Annotated in this window: 17 protein-coding genes and 1 pseudogene; 9 read left to right on the top strand and 9 right to left on the bottom strand. The window is 59.0% G+C overall.

Annotation, left to right across the window (positions count from 1 at the left end):
* The first annotated feature begins 1 nt into the window (after window position 1).
* From DKK74_RS00355 to pknB, 4 genes and pseudogenes are all read left to right on the top strand, one after another.
* Window positions 2-1,525 carry an FtsW/RodA/SpoVE family cell cycle protein gene (locus DKK74_RS00355; RefSeq protein WP_110412280.1) on the top strand — a complete coding sequence of 508 codons (1,524 nt, stop codon included), beginning with the start codon at window positions 2-4 and terminating at the stop codon, window positions 1,523-1,525.
* Window positions 1,522-2,985 carry a peptidoglycan D,D-transpeptidase FtsI family protein gene (locus DKK74_RS00350; RefSeq protein ID WP_110412279.1) on the top strand — a complete coding sequence of 488 codons (1,464 nt, stop codon included), beginning with the start codon at window positions 1,522-1,524 and terminating at the stop codon, window positions 2,983-2,985. The genes DKK74_RS00355 and DKK74_RS00350 overlap by 4 nt, the downstream gene beginning before the upstream one ends.
* Window positions 2,982-3,812 (top strand): annotated as a pseudogene (locus DKK74_RS00345) (serine/threonine-protein kinase); the annotation flags it as partial. The gene DKK74_RS00350 and the pseudogene DKK74_RS00345, both read left to right, overlap by 4 nt.
* Before the next feature lie 158 nt (window positions 3,813-3,970).
* Window positions 3,971-6,130, top strand: a complete 2,160-nt coding sequence (gene pknB, locus DKK74_RS00340) for a Stk1 family PASTA domain-containing Ser/Thr kinase (RefSeq protein ID WP_110412277.1) — start codon at window positions 3,971-3,973, stop codon at window positions 6,128-6,130.
* Between the two features lie 90 nt (window positions 6,131-6,220).
* Here pknB and DKK74_RS00335 read toward each other — a convergent pair whose 3' ends face one another.
* The 6 genes from DKK74_RS00335 to DKK74_RS00310 form a co-directional block, all read right to left on the bottom strand.
* Window positions 6,221-7,423, bottom strand: a complete 1,203-nt coding sequence (locus tag DKK74_RS00335; RefSeq protein WP_110412276.1) for an MFS transporter — start codon at window positions 7,421-7,423, stop codon at window positions 6,221-6,223.
* Window positions 7,413-8,432: an ADP-ribosylglycohydrolase family protein gene (locus DKK74_RS00330; protein WP_181414836.1), complete on the bottom strand. Its 1,020-nt coding sequence runs from the start codon at window positions 8,430-8,432 to the stop codon at window positions 7,413-7,415. Before DKK74_RS00330 ends, DKK74_RS00335 begins: the two co-directional genes overlap by 11 nt.
* A 32-nt stretch (window positions 8,433-8,464) precedes the next feature.
* The gene (locus DKK74_RS00325) at window positions 8,465-9,400 is read right to left on the bottom strand and encodes a carbohydrate kinase family protein (protein WP_181414835.1); all 936 of its coding nucleotides are present in this window, start codon (window positions 9,398-9,400) and stop codon (window positions 8,465-8,467) included.
* Between the two features lie 121 nt (window positions 9,401-9,521).
* A complete protein-coding gene (locus tag DKK74_RS00320) occupies window positions 9,522-10,520 on the bottom strand; it encodes a LacI family DNA-binding transcriptional regulator (RefSeq protein WP_110412273.1) in 999 nt (332 codons plus the stop codon).
* Between the two features lie 335 nt (window positions 10,521-10,855).
* A complete protein-coding gene (locus DKK74_RS00315) occupies window positions 10,856-11,971 on the bottom strand; it encodes a class E sortase (RefSeq protein ID WP_110412272.1) in 1,116 nt (371 codons plus the stop codon).
* On the bottom strand, window positions 11,972-12,727 hold the full coding sequence (locus tag DKK74_RS00310; protein ID WP_110412777.1) for a DUF881 domain-containing protein: 756 nt from the start codon (window positions 12,725-12,727) through the stop codon (window positions 11,972-11,974).
* A 90-nt stretch (window positions 12,728-12,817) separates the two neighbouring features.
* Here DKK74_RS00310 and crgA point away from each other — a divergent pair, with 90 nt between their 5' ends.
* The gene (gene crgA, locus DKK74_RS00305; RefSeq protein WP_110412271.1) at window positions 12,818-13,264 is read left to right on the top strand and encodes a cell division protein CrgA; all 447 of its coding nucleotides are present in this window, start codon (window positions 12,818-12,820) and stop codon (window positions 13,262-13,264) included.
* Between the two features lie 367 nt (window positions 13,265-13,631).
* Here crgA and DKK74_RS00300 read toward each other — a convergent pair whose 3' ends face one another.
* Window positions 13,632-14,393 carry a rhomboid family intramembrane serine protease gene (locus tag DKK74_RS00300; RefSeq protein WP_110412270.1) on the bottom strand — a complete coding sequence of 254 codons (762 nt, stop codon included), beginning with the start codon at window positions 14,391-14,393 and terminating at the stop codon, window positions 13,632-13,634.
* 154 nt (window positions 14,394-14,547) lie between these two features.
* Here DKK74_RS00300 and DKK74_RS00295 point away from each other — a divergent pair, with 154 nt between their 5' ends.
* Window positions 14,548-14,778 (top strand): hypothetical protein, encoded by a 231-nt coding sequence (locus DKK74_RS00295; protein ID WP_046322139.1) that lies wholly within the window; start codon window positions 14,548-14,550, stop codon window positions 14,776-14,778.
* Window positions 14,779-14,911: 133 nt separating this feature from the next.
* On the top strand, window positions 14,912-15,331 hold the full coding sequence (locus DKK74_RS00290) for a sterol carrier family protein (RefSeq protein ID WP_110412269.1): 420 nt from the start codon (window positions 14,912-14,914) through the stop codon (window positions 15,329-15,331).
* A gap of 27 nt (window positions 15,332-15,358) precedes the next feature.
* On the opposite strand, the gene DKK74_RS00285 is transcribed toward DKK74_RS00290, so the two are convergent.
* On the bottom strand, window positions 15,359-15,742 hold the full coding sequence (locus DKK74_RS00285) for a DUF3073 domain-containing protein (RefSeq protein WP_110412268.1): 384 nt from the start codon (window positions 15,740-15,742) through the stop codon (window positions 15,359-15,361).
* A gap of 153 nt (window positions 15,743-15,895) precedes the next feature.
* On the opposite strand from DKK74_RS00285, the gene trpS reads away from it, so the two are divergent.
* Window positions 15,896-16,981: a tryptophan--tRNA ligase gene (gene trpS / locus DKK74_RS00280; RefSeq protein WP_110412267.1), complete on the top strand. Its 1,086-nt coding sequence runs from the start codon at window positions 15,896-15,898 to the stop codon at window positions 16,979-16,981.
* Here the strand turns inward: trpS and DKK74_RS00275 are convergent.
* On the bottom strand, window positions 16,978-18,810 hold the full coding sequence (locus DKK74_RS00275) for a threonine/serine ThrE exporter family protein (protein ID WP_110412266.1): 1,833 nt from the start codon (window positions 18,808-18,810) through the stop codon (window positions 16,978-16,980). The two genes, trpS and DKK74_RS00275, sit on opposite strands and share 4 nt — an antisense overlap.
* A 192-nt stretch (window positions 18,811-19,002) precedes the next feature.
* On the opposite strand from DKK74_RS00275, the gene DKK74_RS00270 reads away from it, so the two are divergent.
* Window positions 19,003-21,762 (top strand): phosphoenolpyruvate carboxylase, encoded by a 2,760-nt coding sequence (locus DKK74_RS00270; RefSeq protein WP_110412265.1) that lies wholly within the window; start codon window positions 19,003-19,005, stop codon window positions 21,760-21,762.
* Window positions 21,763-21,829: the final 67 nt, after the last annotated feature.

The raw sequence follows: 21,829 nt of genomic DNA, 5'->3' as shown, positions 1-21,829 counted from the left end.
CATGATCATCACCCGTCTGCGCCGCATAGGCCTTCTGCTCTTCTCCCTGCTGGTGGGGTTCATCGGATTCTTCCAGATGTTCGCCCGTGCGGCGGGCCGCTTCCCCGGTGACTACGCAGCCCTGCTGGCAGTCACCGCCGCCCTCTTCATCGCCCTCTGGGTCCTGCTGGAGATTTTCCTGCCTTACGGTAGCCAGGCCATCCTGCCCAGCATCGTCATCCTGAGTTCCTTGGGCATTACCCTGATCACCCGTATAGATTTGCGCAACGCCCGGATCGGCCAGCCCACACGCGTGGGCTTCACCCAGCTGATCTGGCTGTGTCTGGCCCTGGTCCTGTGCGGGCTGCTGGTGGTACTGCTCAGGGACTATAGGCTGCTGCGCCGCTTCTCCTATGTGAGCATGGTGGTGGGCCTGGTCCTACTCCTATCGCCCATGCTTCCCGGCATCGGCCGCGAGATCGGTGGCGCCCGCATCTGGATAGGCATAGGGTCACACACCCTGCAACCCGGCGAATTCGCTAAGCTCTTCCTGGCCTTCTTCTTCGCCGCTTACCTGTTCGACCACCGAGACCAGCTGGCCGTGGGCGGCAAGAAGTTCCTGGGCATGCGGATGCCCCGGATCAAGGACTTTGGCCCCATCATCATCGTCTGGCTGATTTCGCTGGCCGTCCTGGTCATCCAGCATGACCTGGGCACCTCGTTGATGTACTTCGCCATGTTCGTCTCCATGCTCTATGTGGCCACCGGCCGCACCAGCTGGATCGCCATAGGCGCGGTCTTCTTCGTCATCGGGGCTGTGGCCGCCTCTATGATCTTCGCACATGTGGGTGCCCGTGTGGATGCCTGGCTGCACCCCTTCAGCGACGCTGAGTTCGGCAAGGCCTTCGGCGGGTCCGGCCAGCTGGTGCGCGGCATCTTCGGTCTGGCTGCCGGCGGACTGACCGGCACCGGCCTGGGCCAGGGACGCCCCTGGATCACTCCCCTGGCCAACTCCGATTTCATCTATACGTCCGTGGGCGAGGAGCTGGGGCTGAGCGGCCTGCTTGTGGTCCTGGCCCTCTACCTGGTCATCGTGGCCTCGGGCATGATCACGGCCATGAAGATCAAGGATGGCTTCGGCAAGCTCCTGGCCTCCGGTCTGGTCTTCACCATGGCCTTCCAGGTCTTCACCGTGGTGGGCGGCATCACCCTGGTCATCCCCCTGACCGGACTGACCATGCCCTACATGGCGGCAGGCGGCTCCAGTCTGGTGGCCAACTGCATCCTGGCAGTCCTGCTGATCATCATCTCCAACGCGGCCAACAAGCCTGCGCCGGAGGTCAGCTCGGACACCTTCAAGTATGAGGCCCTGGCCGTCCTGCGCCAGCAGGAAACCAGCAAGCGCAGCGGACAGGACGACTCGGACTCTGAAGAGTCCCACAGTCGTCATGCCGAGCCGGACGAGCCGACCGATCAGGATGAGGAGGCCGACCTGCCAGCCACCGGCCGCATCCCCGTCCGCCAGGTCCGAGGAGGTGGACAGTGAACAAGGCCCTGCGCCAACTCTTCAACGCCGTCATCGTCCTCTTCGTCATCCTGGGGCTTTCCAGCTCCATCATCATGGTGATCAGGGCAGGGAGCCTTAACTCGGACTCCCGCAATCTGCGCGCCCTCTACCATGAGTACGCGGCACCCAGAGGGGCCATCCTGACCTCGGACGGCGCCGTCATGGCCCAGTCCGACCCCATCAACGACTCCTTCCAGTACCAACGGCACTACCACAAGGGTGCCGTCTACTCGCCCATCACCGGTTACTACTCCATCACAAGCCCAGCAGACCGGGGAATCGAGGCTTCACGCGACCGTCTGCTGAGCGGCCAATCGGACAGCCTGTGGATGGACCGGCTCAAGTCCCTCTTCACTGGAACCCAGAACAAGGGTGCCTCCATCGAGACCTCCATCAATCCAAAGATGCAAGAGGCCGCCTACGACATGCTGGGCAACCTGTCCGGATCGGTGGTGGCTATCGAGCCCTCCACTGGCCGCATCCTGACCATGGTCAGCACGCCAAGCTACAACCCCGACGACCTGACCGCCCACGACAGCGGTGATGCCTCCCAGGCCTACCAGAAGCTGGCCTCCCGTTCTGACAACCCCATGCTCAACCGGGCCACCTCACAACTGTATCCGCCCGGATCCACCTTCAAGGTGGTCGTGGCAGCGGCCGCCCTAGAGTCCGGCCAGTACCACCCCGACAGCCAGTTACCGGCCGGGGCCTCATACACCCTGCCCGGCACCAACTACAACCTGACCAACGCCACAACCACGGGCAACGGAGCCAACGGCCGGATCAGCTTGGAAAATGCCCTAGCATACTCCTCCAATACAGCCTTCGCCCAGCTGGGAGTTAGCCTGGGCGGCAAGACGCTAGCCGAGCAGGCACGCAAATTCGGCTACGGCTCCACCATCACCCTGGATGGAACCAACTCCACAGGCCGACCCATGAAGGCTGTGGCCTCCAAGTTCCCCGAGGACCAGTCCCAGGACCGGCTCGCTCTGGCCTCCATCGGCCAGGGAGACACCCTGTCCACCCCCATGCAGGCGGCCATGACCGCCGCCGCCGTGGCCAACGGTGGCAAGCTCATGCAGCCGACCCTGGTTGATCGGGTGCGCTCCAGCGATCTGAGCGTCATCAGCGAGACCACGCCCTCGGTTTACTCGCAGGCCTTCTCCTCGGACACCGCCAAGGCCCTAACCACCATGATGGAAGCAGTGACCACCAAAAGCTACCCCAATCTGGCTATCCCCGGCATGCAGGTGGCGGCCAAGTCCGGCACAGCTCAGATCGGTGCAGGCAATACGGCAAATGACGGGTGGATGGTAGGATTCGCCCCGGCCGATAACCCCAAGGTGGCTGTTGCCGTCGTGGTGCATGGCGTCTCCTCCTATGGCATGGAGATTGCCGGGCCGATCATGAAACGCGTCATGCAGGAGGCTGCCAAGTGAAACTAGTACAGGGACAGCTCATCCATCGACGGTACCGTCTGGACCGCCGCCTGGCCCAAGGGGGCATGGGCGAGGTCTGGAAGGGCTACGACATCGAATTGGGCCGCGTGGTGGCCATCAAGGCCCTACGCGAGGACCTGACCAACGAGGAGTCCAAGTTGCTGCGGCTACGGGCCGAGGCGCACAATTCCGCCAACCTGGCCCACCCCAACATCGCCGCCCTCTTCGAGTACTACGAGCACGATGGCATCGGATTCCTGATCATGGAATACGTGCCCAGCCAATCCCTGGCAGACATTTACCGGGACCGGGGCGCCCTGGATCCCATCGAGCTGCTGCCTATCCTGATCCAGACGGCCCGGGGGCTCTACGTGGCCCACTCACACGGGGTCATCCACCGGGATGTCAAGCCGGCCAACATCATGGTCTCCGACACCGGCGAGGTCAAGATCACCGACTTCGGGGTCTCCTACTCCACCAACCAGGGGCAGATCACCCAGGACGGCATGGTGGTAGGCACGGCCCAGTACATCTCGCCCGAGCAGGCCCAGGGCCTCCAGGCCACGCCCCAGTCCGACATCTACTCCCTGGGCGTGGTGGCCTACGAGGGGCTCTGCGGGCACCGGCCCTTCACCGGCGCCACCCCGGTGGACATCGCTGCAGCACACGTCAACGACCCTGTGCCGCCGCTGCCCGACTCGGTGGACAACCAACTCATGAACTTCGTCATGTCCATGCTGGCCAAGGACCCGCGAGACCGCCCGGCGAATGCCCTGGTGGTCTCGCACACGCTGGCCAAAATCGAGCAGCGGCTGCTGGACCAGCAGTTGGGCGAGACGGAGGTCATCGACCCGCGCGCACCCATGCCTCGACGCATCGTGAGCAGGCCATACGCGGTAAAAGACATCTTCAGGCCCTTCTGGGGGCACTATGGAGAAGGAAGCGCACAGCGCGGCCTTGAAGCGACGAACGGAGGGGATACCCTATGAGCATCACACTGCCGCCGTCCCTAGCGGACGGACGCTACCGTCTGGGACAGCTGATCGGACGCGGTGGCATGGCCGAGGTCCACAAGGCTGTGGACACGCGTCTGGGAAGGACGGTCGCGGTCAAGATCATGCGGTCCGATCTGGCCAACGACGAAGTCTTCCTATCGCGGTTCCGGCGGGAGGCTCACTCGGTCGCCCTGCTCAACAACCCCAACATCGTCTCCATCTACGACTCGGGCGAAGAGATACTGACCGACGACCAGGGCAACCATGAGCGGGTGCCCTACCTGGTCATGGAGTACGTTAAGGGCCAGACCCTGAGGTCCATCCTCAAGGAGAACGGCGCCCTGAGTCAGCGCGACAGCGAGCAGGTCATGCTGGGCATGCTGAGCGCCCTGGACTACTCCCACCACATGGGCGTCATCCACCGGGACATCAAGCCCGGCAACATCATGATCTCGGAGCAGGGCATCGTCAAGGTCATGGACTTCGGCATCGCCCGGGCCATGGACGATTCAGCCGCCACGATGACCCAGTCCCAGGGCGTAGTGGGCACGGCCCAGTACCTGAGCCCTGAGCAGGCCCGTGGCGAGAGCGTGGACATGCGCTCCGACCTCTACTCGGCCGGCTGCGTCCTCTACGAGATGCTGACCGGGCGGCCGCCCTTCAACGGGGATTCAGCCGTAGCCATCGCCTATCAGCACGTCACCGAGGTGGCCACCCCACCTAGCACCATCGTGCCCGGCCTGCCGAAGATGTGGGATTCCATCTGCGCCAAGGCCATGGCCAAGGACCGCCAGAACCGGTATGCCACGGCTTCAGCCTTCAAGAGCGACATCCTGGCCTTCATGAATGGCGGAACCCCGGTGGCTGCCGCCTTCAACCCGCTGACCGACCTGGCCAACGTCAAAGCCCGCAAGGATGCCGAGCAGGGCACCGAAACGGCCACCATGCCGCTGACCGAAGAAGAGACGGCCGCCACCCAGGCCTTCAACCCTGTTCAGAACCCGCTCAACCCGGCTGCTGCCACCGATCTCGCCACAGCTGAGCGCACGGCCACCAAGGCGGCTCAGCAGAAGTCCAAACGGCGCAAGAAGATCATCATCAGTGCCATCGTGGCGGCCTTGCTTCTGGTGGCCGCCGGACTTGGCGTGGCCTACATGAGCCGAAACCGCCATCCGATGGCCGAAGTGCCCACCATCAACGCACAGATGTCGCGAATTCTTGCCCGTGAGAAGGTCACCGCGGCAGGCTTCCACTACCAGGAGAAGGAGGACCACGATTCGGCCGAGCCCAAGGGGACTTTCACCAAGCAGAGCCCCAAGGGCGGAAGCATGGCTCCCAAGGGCTCCACAGTAACCGTCTGGTTCTCCTCCGGGCCCAAGGATACGGCCATTCCCGACGTCAAGGGCATGAACCAGCAGGAGGCTCGCAGAACCCTGGAGAAGGCCGGATTCAAGGCCTCACCCGCCGCCTCGGTAGAAGACAGCCAAGATGTGCCCAAGGACCATGTGACCCGAACGGATCCCGCCGCCGGCCAGAGCGTGGCCAAAGGAACCAGCATCCTGCTCTACATCTCCTCGGGCATGACCAAGGTGCCTGATCTGTCTGGCAAGACCAAGGACGACGCAACCAAGACTCTGCAGAATCTGCACTTCAACATCACCATCCGCGAGCAGGCCTCCAACACCGTGGCCAAGGATATGGTCATCAGCACCGATCCGGCTGCCGGGTCCTCCATCCAGCAGGGAGCCATGATCACAGTCACCGTCAGCAACGGTATGCAGCTGGGCAACTACGCCGGCATGACCCTGGGCGAGGCCAAGCGCAACCTGGGCCAGGGGGTCAACATCAAGGTTAATGGACCCAACAACGACAACGCCGTGGTCACCGGCCAGGATCCCACATCAGGTTCCTCCTTCGACAAGTCCAAGGACACCATCACCCTGACCACGGCCATCAGCGTCCCGCCCTTCTCCCAGGGCGAGACCCTGGGCAGCTATCGGCAGAAGCTGACTAACAGCGGCGTCAGCGCCGATAGGATCACTTCCGTCGGCAAGGACACGGACAAGGTGACTGCTGTAAGCCCGGGAGCCGGCAGCAAGGTGGACGACAACACCCCCATCACGGTGACCACCGTCAGCTCCACAAACTGACTCGAAGATGAAATCATGATGGGGTCCCTTCCCAAAGGAAAAGGGACCCCATCACTTTCCAAGCTGCAGTTGGAAAATGACTTCTGAATCTCAGACTGATGCTCTACGCCGGTGATGAGCCAACAGGTAGAAAAATGCAAAACCAATTGACACCGCTGCCAATAAGAATGCTCCTACCGTTATTGGCAGGCGTAGGGATTCAGTGTGGAACAACACCGCAACCAGCAGAAGGAAATAATGCGGCAGGTATCCACCTAACCCGCCTAGAACAACTTGGAATCCAGATACGAGTGCCGCATTCTCATTGTTTGCACAGTCAGCTATTTTCATGTAGAAGGACGACGACATAGTACCCAGCCCGATTCCAACAACTACAGCGCTGGCATACATCAAGGGCAAAGTATGTGCCAGGGATATGAGCAAGGTTCCTACGGCCAGCGCGCCTGTGCAGAATGTGATTGTATAATCTTTCAATGCTTTCTGAATAAATCCAAAGGATAGAGCTGCAAACATAGCGGTGAATGTAGCAGTTGATAGCACTGTCGCTGCTGTAGCGGCGTTCCCGAGGTGTTCAGTAACGATAATGCTTGACAAATTCAACTGGTAAACCGTTTGGACAATCATGCAAATGCAATAAAAAATCACAAATACATATAACCTATTGGGAAGATTTTTGATAGCGACCCGCAGAGGTGTTTGCTCTTGAATTGGCTTGGTTTTGGGCTCAGGCAAGAACAAAAGCAAGAGAGCAAAACTGAGCAATATCAGCAGATATGCGCCCCAGCTGATGCGGACAGAAACTCCTACAAGAAGACCGACGATCATCTGCAACAAAATAAGTGCCACATTTTTCACGACTTCCCCTACACCAAACATATAGGCGCGGCGCTCGCTAGGAAATAAGTCAATAATCAACGCATTGCCCAGCGGGAACAGCAGACCTAAACCGAAGCCGAGAAACATGCGGGCTATGATCATGGCATTAAAAGACAGGAGAAACATAGGTGCAATTCCCGAACAAACAATCAGCATAAAAGAAACTGATAAAACCTGGCGATACTTGAAACGGCGCCCTGTCAGCAGTCCTGAAAAAATCGAGGCTGGAATAGACCATAGATTAGGTATGGTGATGAGCGAAGCTATTCTTTCGTGCGATATACCTGGATACAAGGTCTGTAGATCATGCAGAGCCGGGTCCATCACATTCGCTGCGATACAAGCAAAGTAGATCTGCAAAACTCCTATGGCAATGGCGATGGTTCTCGCCTTGCCAGAAAACTTATCAACTAGCATGAGATGCCTTCCGAGTCTCTTTGACCAATTCAGCCATACGACGAGCAAGATCGTCAAAGTCAATATCGTTGGCTGCTATAAGGGTTTGTTGGTCGACCTGTGCCAGGTCAAAATGATTGGCCCCGCAGATAGCACCGCAGATAGCACCAATCGTGTCTGTGTCGCCACCGATATTAGCCGCAATCTGCACGCATGGCTTCAATTTTCCAGAGCATTTTCGGACAATAGCCAATACCGCCGGGACCGTTTCAATAGTCTGCATGCCTGTACCCATAAAGCTGTATAAACAATCCAGGAAGCGATCTTCGTTTTCTTCTTGGGCCAGTTGCCAACCAAAATGTATGCGAGCCATTAAATCAGGACCCGGACGAGGAACACCGAAAGCTTCTGCAGCGGCAGCCGCCTGCTTTATCAGCTCATAGAGCTCATCCCAATCGATCACCGGATGATCAAAACAGTAACTAACCGTTGCAGCGATAACCGAAGCCCCTTGTATAGCAATTTGGGTATTATGCGTGGGCATACAGATTTCTGCAACCTGTTGAACCATATCGTCCAAATCCAGATAGGAGTGGACCAAACCGATTGGCGCAATTTTCATAGCTGCGCCATTAGTGGTTCCAGTAGTACCAGCCTCAGTTATCGAAACACCGCTCTCGATAGCCTTTAGAGCCCGCACAGTACTGGGGCCTACGACATATTGACTTTTGTCGTCATGCTCCAACCAGCGCATTAACCGTTGAACAAAATCTTTTGCTTGTACTCGTCCGTGCCCTAGCAAAAGGGACTCACAAACAAACACCGTATGTTGAGTATCGTCAGTTACTTCACCTGCTGCTAGCCGCCGGTATATAGCTGCCTCGTCAACAGGACTTGGCAGAAATGTAGTCACTCTGCCAAATTGGCGGGCGATGCCTTTACGTGTGTAATTTTCGGTTGGCATACCCATGGCATCGCCATAAGCGACAGCCAGCAGAGTATGCTTGGTTCTTTCAAAAATGGAATCCATAGACCCACGTCTTTCAAAGTCACTCGCTTGCATTACTGCCTGTGCTTCTCCATGAAACCGTGCAACTGTTCGGCAGTAGGGGATGCCTGCGCACCGAAATCCATGCAGGTATAGGCTGCACACGCAGTCGAGTACTGTAAGGATTCCAGTAAGGGTTGCTGGTGAATCAAATAGGCCACCATAAAAGAACCGATGAAAGAGTCCCCGGCTCCAGTAGTATCGGAAGCATCAATAGAGAGAGCTGGAACGATTATTTTCTTATCATCCTGATCCCAGGCAACCAAGCCGTCACTACCCAAGGTCAGGATGATGAGACCGTGGAAATATTGCCTTATATAGGCTGCCTGATCATCTACATTACCGCTGCCGCTCAGTGCTTTAATCGCTTCTTGACAAGGGGCGAATACTGTAACATATTGCAGGATTTCAGTCAAAAAAGTCCTGTCGACACCACGGGAAAGAATACTGTCCAAATCTTCCTGATAGTTCAGCACAACTTTTTTGCCTGCTTTATATGCCTCCCGAGCCGCAGTCATGCTCATAGGCGCTGGGTTAAGGTCCAGATATACAATATCTGCCTCTTCTATCAGCGATAGGTCTGCTTGCCCCTCAGTCAATGCAGGAAGACGTTTTTCAGCAGAGACTACCAGCATCTTTTCACCGTGAGGGTCAACATATATTAGGCAAGAAGGCGCTTCATATTGCCCATCCTTCCTGTAAACACCCCTGCTATCAATACCGCAACGATGTAAATTATCCATAATCCAATCGCTATCGGCATCCTTGGCGATCTGCGTGACTATCCCTGTAGCAGCACCAAGCTTGGCCGCTTGTACGAGCACATTTGTACCGCTCCCACCTTGCATACGTTCAGATTTGGTTACAGTACAGAAGCTGTCACGAATAGGTAGATGATCCACATGCGCAATCGTGTCAACGGCAATACTACAAATTCCGAGAATATTCATTTTTCTATTCCTAGCTATATTGAGCCTCATAAAAGGCATTAATCCATCAACGAAGTTTTAAAAAACATGAATATGCTCCCCCGATGGCGCATGTTTAGACAACTGTCGTTAGAGAAAATACTCAGCGATTTATAACGCTGATAGATTCACGATCTATAAACTTTGCATCCACAAAGGCACTGTTAACTGACGTACCTTTCATTCGTTTTAGCAGCATCTTTACCGCCATCGAGCCAAGCTCCTGCTCATCCTGACGAATAACCGAAATGCGAGGAGAAAAAGCCCTGAACACTTTTGAATCGTCAAAAGATACCAATGAAAGGTCAACACCGACGCGAACGTGCATTTCCCGGCTTTGTTCCAATATAGTGACTGCATCATCAGCGTCACCACACAGAACAGCTGTTACACCTACTCTGAGCATCCTCTTAATTACCGGCGCGCAAGCGGTCTGATTAAAACCTGTTGACTCAACGAACAGATTATCATCGCCCACTATTGGACCAGCAATCTTACGGAAAAGCTGTTCTCTTTCCTGAAGAGGATGGGAGCGCAGTATCTCTCCCGAAATATAGCCGATCTGACGATGGCCACGCTCGTACAACGTTTTTACAGCGGTCTCCATGGCTGATCTAACATTGACCCGTGCCATAGCGACATCTTGCCGCCAAGGATATTTCCCGATGAATACAAGAGGAAAATCCTTATCGATCATACGTTCGATGACTTCAGATCGCTCCATGCTCGGAACAACCAAAGCACCATCGAAACGCTGCTGCAGCATACTTTGCAAGTATGCATTGAGGTTTTGTTTGTCCCTCGAAAAACTCCCAATAAACGTTGAGTACCCAGAAGCCAGGAATTCATTCTGGACGAAATAAACCAGATTAGCATAAAAAGGGTTACGTATATCATGCACGATGAGCCCTACCACATTCGAATCAACAGCACGAATTGATCTCGCTCTCGAATCGGGAACATAATCTAATTCTTTAATTGAACGTTGAACTTGGTCATACGTCTGATGAGACACTGGACCTGTCCCGTTCAGAGCTCTAGACACCGTGGAGACGGATACGCCGGCTCTCGCCGCTACATCGCGTATCGTCACGAAACCCATGCCAACCCCTGTCAGTCGTCACAGAACCCTTGTTTTCTGCTTACTTATTATTTATGTCATCGTAGACACCTGCCTCACCTAAGTAATAGTAAAAACGTTACCAGCCAATGATAAAGCGCATTCATTTTTATTTGTGGTAACGATTCCTTACATTAATAATACGCTTTCTTCGTGTCAAATCATTATTGAGCCAAATGCCGGCCTCGCATTTATCAGCTGGCTTTCAACAGAATCAGAGAAACCTTCTCATGATCTCTGTTAGGCAACAAATAAGCGGCAGGGCCGCAGGATCACGTCGGATTCTGCAGCCCCGCCGCGCTTCCATGCCAGCTAGGTCAGAATGTGGAGTAGTTGGACATCTGTCTGAGCCAGGGCACGTTGCTAGCCAGCCATGGGAAGCCCCATTCCATCAAGGCGCAGGCCAGAGCCAGAAGGAGCAGAATCAGCAGAAGCCAGCGAATCGGAGCTATGCCGGACTGGTGCCGCAGTAGCCAGCCATAGAGGCTGATCATGGGCTGGGGCTTCTCGCCCTTGCGAATCTGCCGCAACAAGGGGTAACGCCATGCAACCAGGGCCGCCAGGTAGATGATCAGATAGGCTGCTACCAAAACCAAGAGGACCGGCTGCAGGGAACCCAGCCTGGCCATAACTGAGCCCTTGTCGTCTGCAAAGGCCACATTGCTGCCTCGGTCGCCAAGCAGTTCCTTAGGCACTCCGTCGGACACCTTGGCCCAGTAGCCGAATTCGCCCCAGCTGATCCAGCGGTGGGTGGCCGTGGTGTACTTGGGCTCGCAAGTGGTCAGTGTAATCATGCGCCGATCAGGAGCATCATTGGGCGAATAAGGGTTGGGGGCGATAACGTTGACCTCGGTGGGAGCGACAATCTTGTAGCGGGTGTAGTGGTAGACGTACCAGTAATCCTTGGTGCGCAGAACGATGGCATCGCCCACTCGCAGCTGGTCCACATGGCCCAGCGGCTCACCATAGCCAGCGCGGTGTCCGGCAATAGCCACGTTGCCCAGCTCACCAGGCATCTGCGTATTGGGGTAGTGTCCCAGTCCCGCGTAGGCCAGCTCTCGGGGCGACGTGCCCTGAACCACGTTGCGCTCCCAATGCTGCCCAAAACGAGGAATGTAGATCTGGGCCATCAGATCGCCCTCGGAGGCGTGTTCGGGCTGTACCGGCGGCATTCCGCTCTGAGGCTTGGCCACCTTTCGGGTATCTCCCGATCCCGGGTCGCTCCAAGCGGTCGAGGTCCGGGTCTCCAGCTGCTGATGCTCGGACTGCACGCCGGTCCACCAGAGCTGCCAAACCACGTAGAGGGCACAGATGACGGCCAGCGTAATCAGCAGCTCCCCCACGATTTCAGCTATGCCAGCCGGCCAGTTTCGTCGCTTATCGGCAGGTTTATCAACCGATGTCCTGTCGTTCTCCGAGTCTTCTGTCGTCATTTACCGTGCCTTCTCATCTAGAGATGCATACTGGAGTGGCTGCAGGACAGCCGTCGTCTCGGGGAATCTCAGATTGCCCAAAGACTCGACATTCCATCCCAGACCTACCGTATTCACGTACTCCTTGTAAATCCGGATGGATGGCGAAGCATTCAGGGACTTGGTCATCCGATCGACTGGTCCTATGGCCGAAATCTTATATGGCGGCGAGTACTTTCGACCGTGCAGCAGCAGCACATTGCCCACGCATCGCACGGCCGTGGTGGGCAGAACACGCTGGTCCTGGATCCTCATGGACTCGGCTCCCCCGGCCCAGAGCGCGTTGACCACACTCTCCACATCCTGCTGGTGGATGACGTAATCATTGATGTTGGCCGTCGACCCGTCGGACCCTACCTTCTGCTGCCAGAGCGGGGAATCATCGAGGGTTACCGTCAGTCCCGGCCCCTGGACGGCCTTGAGCACCGTGCCCGATCCAGGGTCCTCGCGGGCCTGGTTCGAGTTGCTCTTGTCGTCGTCGGTGAGGGTCTTCAACGCGTTGATCTGCGAGCTCATGTCATTGATGTCCTTGCGCAGCTCAGCAGCCTTGTTCTCGCGCTCTTCCACCAGCCCGGCCGTATCCGAGGTGACCGTGACCGTCCTATTGACACGGATGTTGGTGGTCAGCATGTACCCGACCAAGGCAAGCACCACAGCCACGGACAATGTGCCGACCAGGGACCTGCGCGCGCCGTGCCGTCCCGTCCGTCTGGTCATAGGCATACCTTCATCCTCGTCTGCGATAGTATTACGTTCGAGTCTAACCGCTACTATGGCTTAGTAGATCTAATGAAGGAGAATAACCTCATGGCAGAGCATCAACTCCATGATGACGAGGACGAGGCGGTGGACGAGGCCAAGAAGACCGAGGCCGAGGCCGAGAACAAGACCGCTGGCACTGGCGAGGATGCAGAGGACGAGGAGTACGGCCTGTCCATGGACAAGGTGGAGGCCGTGCTCAACCAGAGCGTTGACAAAAAGCACATGACTCCGCAGATGCGCCGCATTGTTCAGCGCCAGGAAGAAAACACCCGCCGCGTGGAAGACACCATCAAGAGCACCAAGGCCAATCCGCGCTGGTTTGTACCCCTCTTCGTCACGCTGATGGTAGTGGGCCTGATCTGGATCGTGGTCTACTACATCGCATCCACCAGGGGCAATGTCTTCCCAATCCCCGGCATCGGCAACTGGAACCTGGCCGTAGGCTTCGGCATCCTGCTGGTCGGCTTCCTCATGACCATGTGGTGGCACTGATCCAGCTGTTTTTATTCTTCAGGAACCCTGCAACCGTCCAGGCACGAATGTGGGGTTCTTTGCATACCCATCCACACCTGAGCGTCAGACATGTGTGGATTCAACCCCCCCCCCAGCTCCACCTATTTCATCCACCGCTTCTAGACTCAAACCACAGTTATCCACAATCGCCCGGCTTTATCGTGGACAGCCTAAGACACCTGTCCACAACCCTACTGCTGATTGGGTTCTGTGCTTACTTATCCACTTTTTACCGATATATATACACCAGTTCTAGTTACTTATTCCCAGTTTATCCACACGATTGTCAACAAATGTGGATAGGTGACATCCATGTCATTTGACCAGAGCAGACAGCTGTTGATTGTCAGCGCATGGGGTTGAACATGTTGCAGCCCAGAGCCAGCAGGACCAGGACCACCAGGAAGATCAGCGTGGGCAGCAACCAGGAGAGCAGGCCATGCACCCGCGAGCCGGGCCGGCCCACGTGCAGCAGGGCCAGCATGAAGAGGCCGCCGACTATGAAACCGCCAACATGGTCCTGCCAGGCAATGCCGGGCACGAACAGCGGCATGCAGAAGTTGATGGCCATCCAGACCACCATGGAGATGATGTCGATCCCCAAACGACGATAGACCACCAGAATGGCGGCGAAGAGTCCAAAGAGCGCGCCCGAGGCCCCGATGGCCGATGTGCCCCAGCCATTGGGCGCCAGGACCGCATAGACTATCAGCCCCAGGTCTCCGCCCAGGCCGCTGATCATATAGAGTGCCAGGAAACGCACATGTCCTATCAGATTTTCCAGCACCGGCCCCACAACCCAAAGGGTGATCATGTTGAAGAGGATATGCGAGACATTGGTGGCGTGCAGAAATATGTTGGTCACAAACATCCAGGGCTCATGAACGGCAGTAATCGGCACGAAGGCCCAGTAGCCCAGCAAAAGCCGCTGGTAGCGAAGCGGAGCCAGCAGATACAGGGCCATCTGGATGACCCAGGCCACTATGCAGATCAGGGTCATGGCTATGGTTACCACCGGAGCCTGGTCGCCCCAGTGCCGCCGGATCCATCCCAGCGGTCCCCGACCGTTCCCTCCGCCTGTGAAACTGGTGCCCGTGCCATTGACCATGAACCATACCTTACCTGACCGTCCGGCCCGGGGTGTGCGGTTTCCGTGCCGCAATGGCACCGATGCGCCCCACAGTTCACCGCTTTCTACTAGGATGTTGACTAGGTCGGTCGAAGTGGGCAGGACCGACGAAAGTCGTCGAAAGGAGCCAAACATGGAGAATTCATCTTCAAACGGCTGGAAGTTCTTTGCTCTGCTCTTCGGCACGCTGCTGGCCGGCGTTGTCGCTCTGTTCGTATACAAGCAGCAGAACCCGGATTACGATCCCTGGGAGGAGCCTTGGGAGAACAGCTCATCGCCAGTCGACCTGGGCCTGGCCAAGGATGAGGAGGACAAGGGGTCTGAGGATCCCGAGGCCCCTCTGCAAGCGGGCGCACAGGCCTGACCGTTCCGGTCGGGAAGGAATCCGACCCAGCGTCAAGGACGTGAGGGCAACGGGTTCCTTTTTTCATGCCTGATTTCGGCTTGGCCACAGCCTGCTGGACACGCCTGTTAGGGCGGCGCGTCACAATGGAACCATGAGTGCCATACGGGAAGCAGACATGAAAGAAGGCCGCCGGGATTTTCTGGCCTGGCGCGATGCGGCCAAGGAGGCTGCAGGCAATCTAGGCCCGGAGGGCAACCGTCTAACAGTGGCCCCGCAAACCGATAGGCGCAGCAAGGCCATGGCTGTCCGCTATTCTCTGCACATGCTGGAGATCAAGGCCCCCGGTCCCGGCGTGGAGGTTAGGGTAGCCCCTTGGGGAGCTATCAAGATTCTGGACGGGCCGGCATCCGACCCACATAACCTGACTCCGCCCGACGTAATCGAACTGGACCCGGATGTCTGGCTGCGGCTGGCCGCTGGCATCACCAACTGGAGTGAAGAAGCCGCCGCCGGGCATATCAGTGCCGTGGGCGAGCGCGACGATCTGCACGAACTGCTGCCACTGGTATGACCAATAGTCGGCTGCCTCTGCAGCTAGCTACTTGCTCGACGACCCCTTGGCTGCGGTCTTCTGATCCTTATGGTGTTTGAGCGCGCTGGGCACGGGAATGGGTATGCGCTTGTGCGGCTTGGGCGTAGCCGGCATCTCCCCAGAGGTGGCTTTGGCAGCAGCCTCGGCGGCCCACCGGGCGTAATCGTCCAGATCATCGTCCGGGGAATCCTCGGGGTCCTGGCCCCCCGATTTGTGCGAATCCGGTTTGGAGTACTCCTCTTCAACCATTTTGAAGGGATCTTTGCCCCTGGTTCCGGGTTCCTTGCTGCTGAGCTCTTTGGCCAGCTCGTCGTAATCCGTGTCCGTTGTCAGATATTTGAGCTTCCGGGCTATTTTCGTCTGCTTAGCCTTCTGACGTCCGCGGCCCATCCGACCCCCTTCGCCAGGTAACGTGCACTTAGGCAACTTGAATGTGAATTTGCATCATTTATGAGAGTACCACCTACGCATCTTGTCGGCTCGGACTTTTACCATAAAAGCAATTCCCAGAAGGACATTCGGCACGACGACGAGGGTGGGACCATGCAGGAAGAAGTCACAGCGGCAGGCAACGAGATCAGCGACAGCTTTAGAGCCGCCAAGCATCGGTCTGACCAGGTGCTGGCTGAACTGGACAAGAATCCTGGCCGCTACACCATGCTGACCGGCGACCGTCCGACCGGCAGGCTTCACCTGGGCCATTATTTCGGCTCCATCCGCGAGCGCGTCCAAATGCAGAATCGCGGCGTGCACACCAACATCGTCATTGCTGACTACCAGGTCATCACCGACCGGGACACCACCGAGCACATCCGCGACAACGTGCTCAACCTGGTGCTCGACTATCTGGCTGCGGGCATCGACCCCAAGAAGACCATGATCTTCACCCATTCGTCCACCCCTGCAGAGAATCAGCTGCTGCTGCCCTTCCTCTCCCTGGTGACCGAGGCCGAGCTCCACCGCAACCCCACCGTCAAGGCCGAGATGGAGGCCAGCGGCCACGCCCTGACCGGTCTGCTGCTGACCTACCCGGTCCACCAGGCCTGCGACATACTCTTCTGCAAGGCCAACGTGGTCCCTATCGGCAAGGACAACCTGCCGCATGTTGAGCTGACCCGGACCATCGCCCGCCGCTTCGACGAGCGCTACCCCGGCCAGGCGCCGGTCTTCCCCGAGCCTGATGCCATCCTGTCTGACACCCCTGAGATTCCTGGTCTTGATGGACGCAAGATGAGCAAGTCCTATGGCAACTCCATCATGCTGGGCGCCACCGCAGAGGAGACGGCCAAGCTGATCCGCAAGTCGCCCACCGACTCCGAGCGAAAGATCACGTTCGACCCTGTGAACCGCCCCCAGGTCTCGGCCCTGCTGACCACGGCCGGCCTGGTGACCGACCGGAAGCCCGAGGAGATCGCCGAAGAGATCGGCGATGCCGGCTCAGGCGCCCTCAAGGCCTACGTGACCAAGTCAGTCAATGAGTTCCTGGCACCCCACCGCGAGCGCCGTGCAGAGCTGGCCAAGGACATGGACACCGTGCGCGACATCCTGGTCGAGGGCAACAAGCGGGCCAACCAGATAGCCGAGGAGACCCTTGATCAGGTCCGCTCGGCCATGGGCATGCGCTACTAGACGTCGTACCGCCAGGAGCGGTCGGTCAGCACCCGGGCCGTGACCAGGCCGATGGGCAGGCAGATGATGACCATGAAGGCCCGGAAGGCCCAGTCCAGGGCGTTGAGCGTATTGAACTGCCCCAGGTAGAACATGGCCCGGTACATATACAGGCCGGGCACCATGATGACGATGGAGGGCACGGTCAGGCTGATTCGTGGGTAGCCCAGGTGGGGCGGCAGCAGGCCGTGACGGACCGAGGAGCGCCAAACCGTGGCCAGCATGCCGGCCAGGAAGGCACCCAGAAAGGCGGCCATCTCCGGGGGGACATGAAGCAGGTCCTGCATCTCCAAGCGCATAGTGTCGGTCAGAGCGCCGATGACGGCGGCCACCAGGGCCATACGCTGGGGCGAGTTGAAGAGGACCGAGAAGCCCCAGACCCCGCAGAAGGCTGCAATCATGCGCAGTCCGGCCATCAGCCAGGGACTCAGGTTCATGGGTTCAAAGCCCTGGGGGTTGAGCATGACCATCCGCGCCACGGCCCAGCCACCCAGCGTGGCCACCAGGATGATCGAGAAAGCGTAGGTGATGCGCTGCACCCCCGAAGGAAAGTCCAGCTTGGCGATATCCAGGCCGCCGGTGACTAGAGGGAAACCGGGAATGACGAAGAGAATGGCGCCGATGTAAGCCGTGTCGTGCCTGAGGGCCACCGGGTCGAAGATACCCACCAGTCTCAGCGTGCCGACGCAGGCCAGTGCGGCGATGATGACTGCAACCCCGGTAGCGAAGAACTGGTTGATCCGCCTACCCAGCATCTGACGACGCACCCACTGGCCTATGCCAGCGCCGATGAAGGCTCCGGCCATGTCGTAGGGGCCGCCACCCAGCAGGAAGACGAAGGCAGCGCAGGCCACAGCCGAGGCGAAGCCCGAGAAGAGGGGCGAGTAGAGGGGTTTGCGTCGCTCGATCAGGTCCAGGCGCTCATGCGCCTGCCGGACCGTGATGCCGCCCGCCGCCTGCGGCTCCGGGGAGGCAGGCCGCTCAGCCTCAGACTCGCGGCCTTGGCTGGTTGCAGAACCAGCAGCACTCGAATTCGAATCCTTGGCCACGGTGTCAGCCGAAGCGGAAGCCGCCTTGGAATCTTTGGAATCTTCCGAGCGAGGCGTGGAGCCTACGGTGCCCAGACCAGCGGCCGTCCTGGTGTCTATGGCCGCCGCATCGATCCGGCTCTGGCTGATCTCGTCTTCGTTGTGTACGGCGGTGGCCACTGCGTCCTTGAGTGCCTTGGCCGCATCCTGGTCCTGGGCCAACACCTCCTTGACCGCCTTGCGGGCCGCCGCATAGACGTTCGGCTCGTCCAGGTTGTCCACCAGCTCCCGGGAGACCACCGTCATGGTGTGGTAGGTCCCCGCCTGCCCGCACTTGACGCTAAGCCAGTCCGCAAAGTGCTCCAGCAGCCAGATCCGCTCGGTGTTGACACCGGTGGTGGGCAGGTCCACCACCTCGGTAATCCGAGAAACGCCATCCGTGCAGGTGGCCTCGATGTCCGTCAGGTTCACGTCGGCCCGCACATGCACGCCCATGGGGTAGGCGATCCTGTGCATCATCTCGCGCACGCGGAAGCTTCCCGTGCCGGCCCCTAGCTCCAGCATGCCCACCCGCACGATCAGGCTGGTCTTGGCCGCGATGCAGGCCTCGACGATGGGCTTGTCGTAATCGCGTTCAATGTCCTCCATGTCCAGCGGAATGGAGTGGGTGTGGTACTTGCTGACCCGTTTGACCTCGGCTGCGGTCCTGCCGCGATAGCCATCCTGGGAATTCCTGCTCTTGAATTTCACACCCACATTCATACTCCATCCGGGTCACGTACCGCGGCACCGCCGCATGGGACCATGAAACGTATTCGACCCGAAAGCGTCCTAGAATAGGCCGCGAGCCATCGAACCGAAGGCTGTGGGCCTGCAACGCCGATCACCAATAACCGCGGAGGAGCCGTGGAATGGTCGAAGACCGGGCAACCTGCGGCTCGATAAGGAGGACTGATGACAGACAGTAATCAGCAAATCACGGCTGCCGATGCGACCTTGGTCACGTCCGGCACCGGGACCAAGGGGCCTGAGGAACGCAAGCTGCCTCAATCGTTGGATGAGGACATGGCCTTGTGCCTGCGGCTGCTCAGGGATGTGTTGGGGGAATTCGATCAACAGCTGCTCAAGCGCTTCGACTCCCTGCGCGAGGACGTGATGACGGCCAGCGCCGAGCACTTCAACCGCCACCCCTCGGATCCCGTGCCTGATGAGGACGGCCTGTCCAAGGCCGTGGCCCTGATCGACGACACCTCAGTCAAGGATTCCCAGCTGCTGGCCCGTGCTTTGACCACCTACTTCCATCTGGCCAACCTCTGCGAGGAGAACTACCGGGTGAAGGTCTTGCATGAGCGCGAGGGCAAGGTGAACCTTGAGGTCAAAGGCACCGACCCCATCAACGAGATGACCAGCGCCTACAGCCAGCTCCTTCAGGAGATGGGTCCGGCCAAGGCCTCGGAGCTGCTGGAGAAGCTGGAGTTCCACCCCGTCTTCACCGCACACCCGACCGAGGCGCGGCGCAAGGCCGTGGAGGGCAAGATCCGGCGCATTGCCAATCTACTGGCCGTTCGCCGCGGTTTGGGCGGTTCCGAGCTGGAGGAGAACGAGCGTCTGCTGCACAACGAGATCGACGCCCTCTTCCGCACTTCGCCCATTGCAGCCAAGAAGCCTACACCCGTCGAAGAGGCCAACACCATTTTGGACATCTTCGACGCTACGCTCTTCGAGACCATTCCCAAGGTCTACCGCCGCTTCGACGACTGGATGCTGGGCAAGAAGGCCGGCATGGTCAAGCCCGTCTGCCCCGCCTTCTTCCACCCGGGCAGCTGGATCGGCTCCGACCGCGACGGCAACCCCAATGTGACCGCCAAGGTCTCGCGCAAGGTGGCGCGCAAGTTCTCGGACCACATGCTCAAGGCCCTGGTCAAGGCCACCACCACCGTGGGCCGCAACATGACCATGGAGGTGACCACCACGCCCCCCAGCCCTGAGCTGAGGAGCCTGTGGAGCCACCAGAAGGAGATGAGCGAGCGCCTGACCGATCGGGCCACCACCATCTCGCACAACGAGCTGCACCGGGCCGTGGTCCTGGTCATCGCCGACCGTCTGCAGGCCACCATCCAGCGTGATGCCGACCTCATGTATGCCGACTGCGACGACTTCATCGCCGACCTGCGCGTAGTCCAGGACTCCCTGGCCAAGGCGGGCGCGGCCCGTCAGGCCTACGGCCCCTTGCAGGATCTGATCTGGCAGGCCCAGACCTTCGGCTTCCACATGGTGGAGATGGAGTTCCGCCAGCACTCCCTGGTCCACGCCCGCGCCCTGGAGGACATCCGCGAGCACGGCCTGCACGGCGAGCGCGGCGAGCTGCAGCCCATGACCCACGAGGTGCTCGACACCTTCCGGGCTCTGGGAGCCATCCAGAAGCGCAACGGCCAGAAGGCTGCTCGCCGCTACATCATCTCCTTCACCAAGTCAGCGCAGAACGTCAAGGACGTCTACGAGCTCAACCGGCTGGCCTTCGAGCATGCCGAGGATGTGCCCGTCATCGACGTGATCCCCCTGTTCGAACAGCTGGAGGACCTGCAGAACTCGGTGGACGTGCTGGAGGAGATCATCAAGATCCCCGAGGTCCAGGCCCGGCTCAAGGAGACCGGCAACAAGATGGAAGTCATGCTGGGCTACTCCGACTCCTCCAAGGATGCCGGCCCCGTCTCGGCGACCCTGGCCCTGCACTCCGCCCAGGAGCGCATCGCCAAGTGGGCCGAGAGCCATGACATCGACCTGACCCTCTTCCACGGACGCGGCGGCGCCGTAGGCCGTGGCGGCGGCCCTGCAAACCGTGCCGTGCTGGCCCAGCCTGTGGGCTCGGTCAACTGCCGGTTCAAGCTGACCGAACAGGGCGAGGTCATCTTCGCCCGCTACGGCAACCCGGTCCTGGCCATCCGCCACATCGAGTCCGTGGCGGCGGCCACACTGCTCCAGTCCGCGCCCAGCGTGGAGGAGCGCAACACCACCATGACCGAGAAGTACGCGGACATGGCCGACAAACTGGATCAGGCAGCCCACGAGCGCTTCCTGGATCTGCTGCACACGCCGGACTTCGCCCCCTGGTTCTCCATCGTGACGCCTCTGAACGAGATCGGCCTGCTGCCCATCGGCTCCCGGCCGGCCAAGCGCGGCCTGGGCGCCAAGTCCTTGGACGATCTGCGGACCATACCCTGGGTCTTCTCTTGGGCGCAGGCCCGAATCAACCTGGCCGCCTGGTACGGCCTGGGCACCGCCTGCGAGAAGTTCGGCGACCTGGAGACCCTGCGTCAGGCCTACGAGGAGTGGCCGCTCTTCAGCACCTTCATCGACAACATCGAGATGAGCCTGGCCAAGACCGACGAGCGCATCGCCAAGATGTACCTCTCCCTGGGCGACCGGGACGACCTGAGCCAGAAGGTCCTCTCGGAGATGGAGCTGACCCGCAAGTGGGTTCTGCAGATCGTGGGCGACGAGTGGCCCCTGCAGCACCGCCACGTGCTGGGCCAGGCCATCCGGATCCGCTCTCCCTATGTGGATGCCCTGTCGGTGACCCAGGTGCGCGCCCTGCGGGCCCTGCGTCGTCGCAACGACAAGGAGGAGCTCAGCAAGAGCCAACAGGCTGACTTCATCTACCTGATCCTCTGCACCGTTTCGGGTGTCGCCGCCGGCCTGCAGAACACCGGCTGATCCCCGCTTGGCAAGTTTAAGGGTCCAGCCTCCCGCAGATAGCAGGAGGCTGGACCCTGTAGTATTC

The organism is Bifidobacterium asteroides (assembly GCF_003202755.1).
GTDB classification, from domain to species: Bacteria; Actinomycetota; Actinomycetes; order Actinomycetales; family Bifidobacteriaceae; genus Bombiscardovia; species Bombiscardovia asteroides_F.
This window is presented reverse-complemented; position numbering and strand designations above follow the sequence as displayed.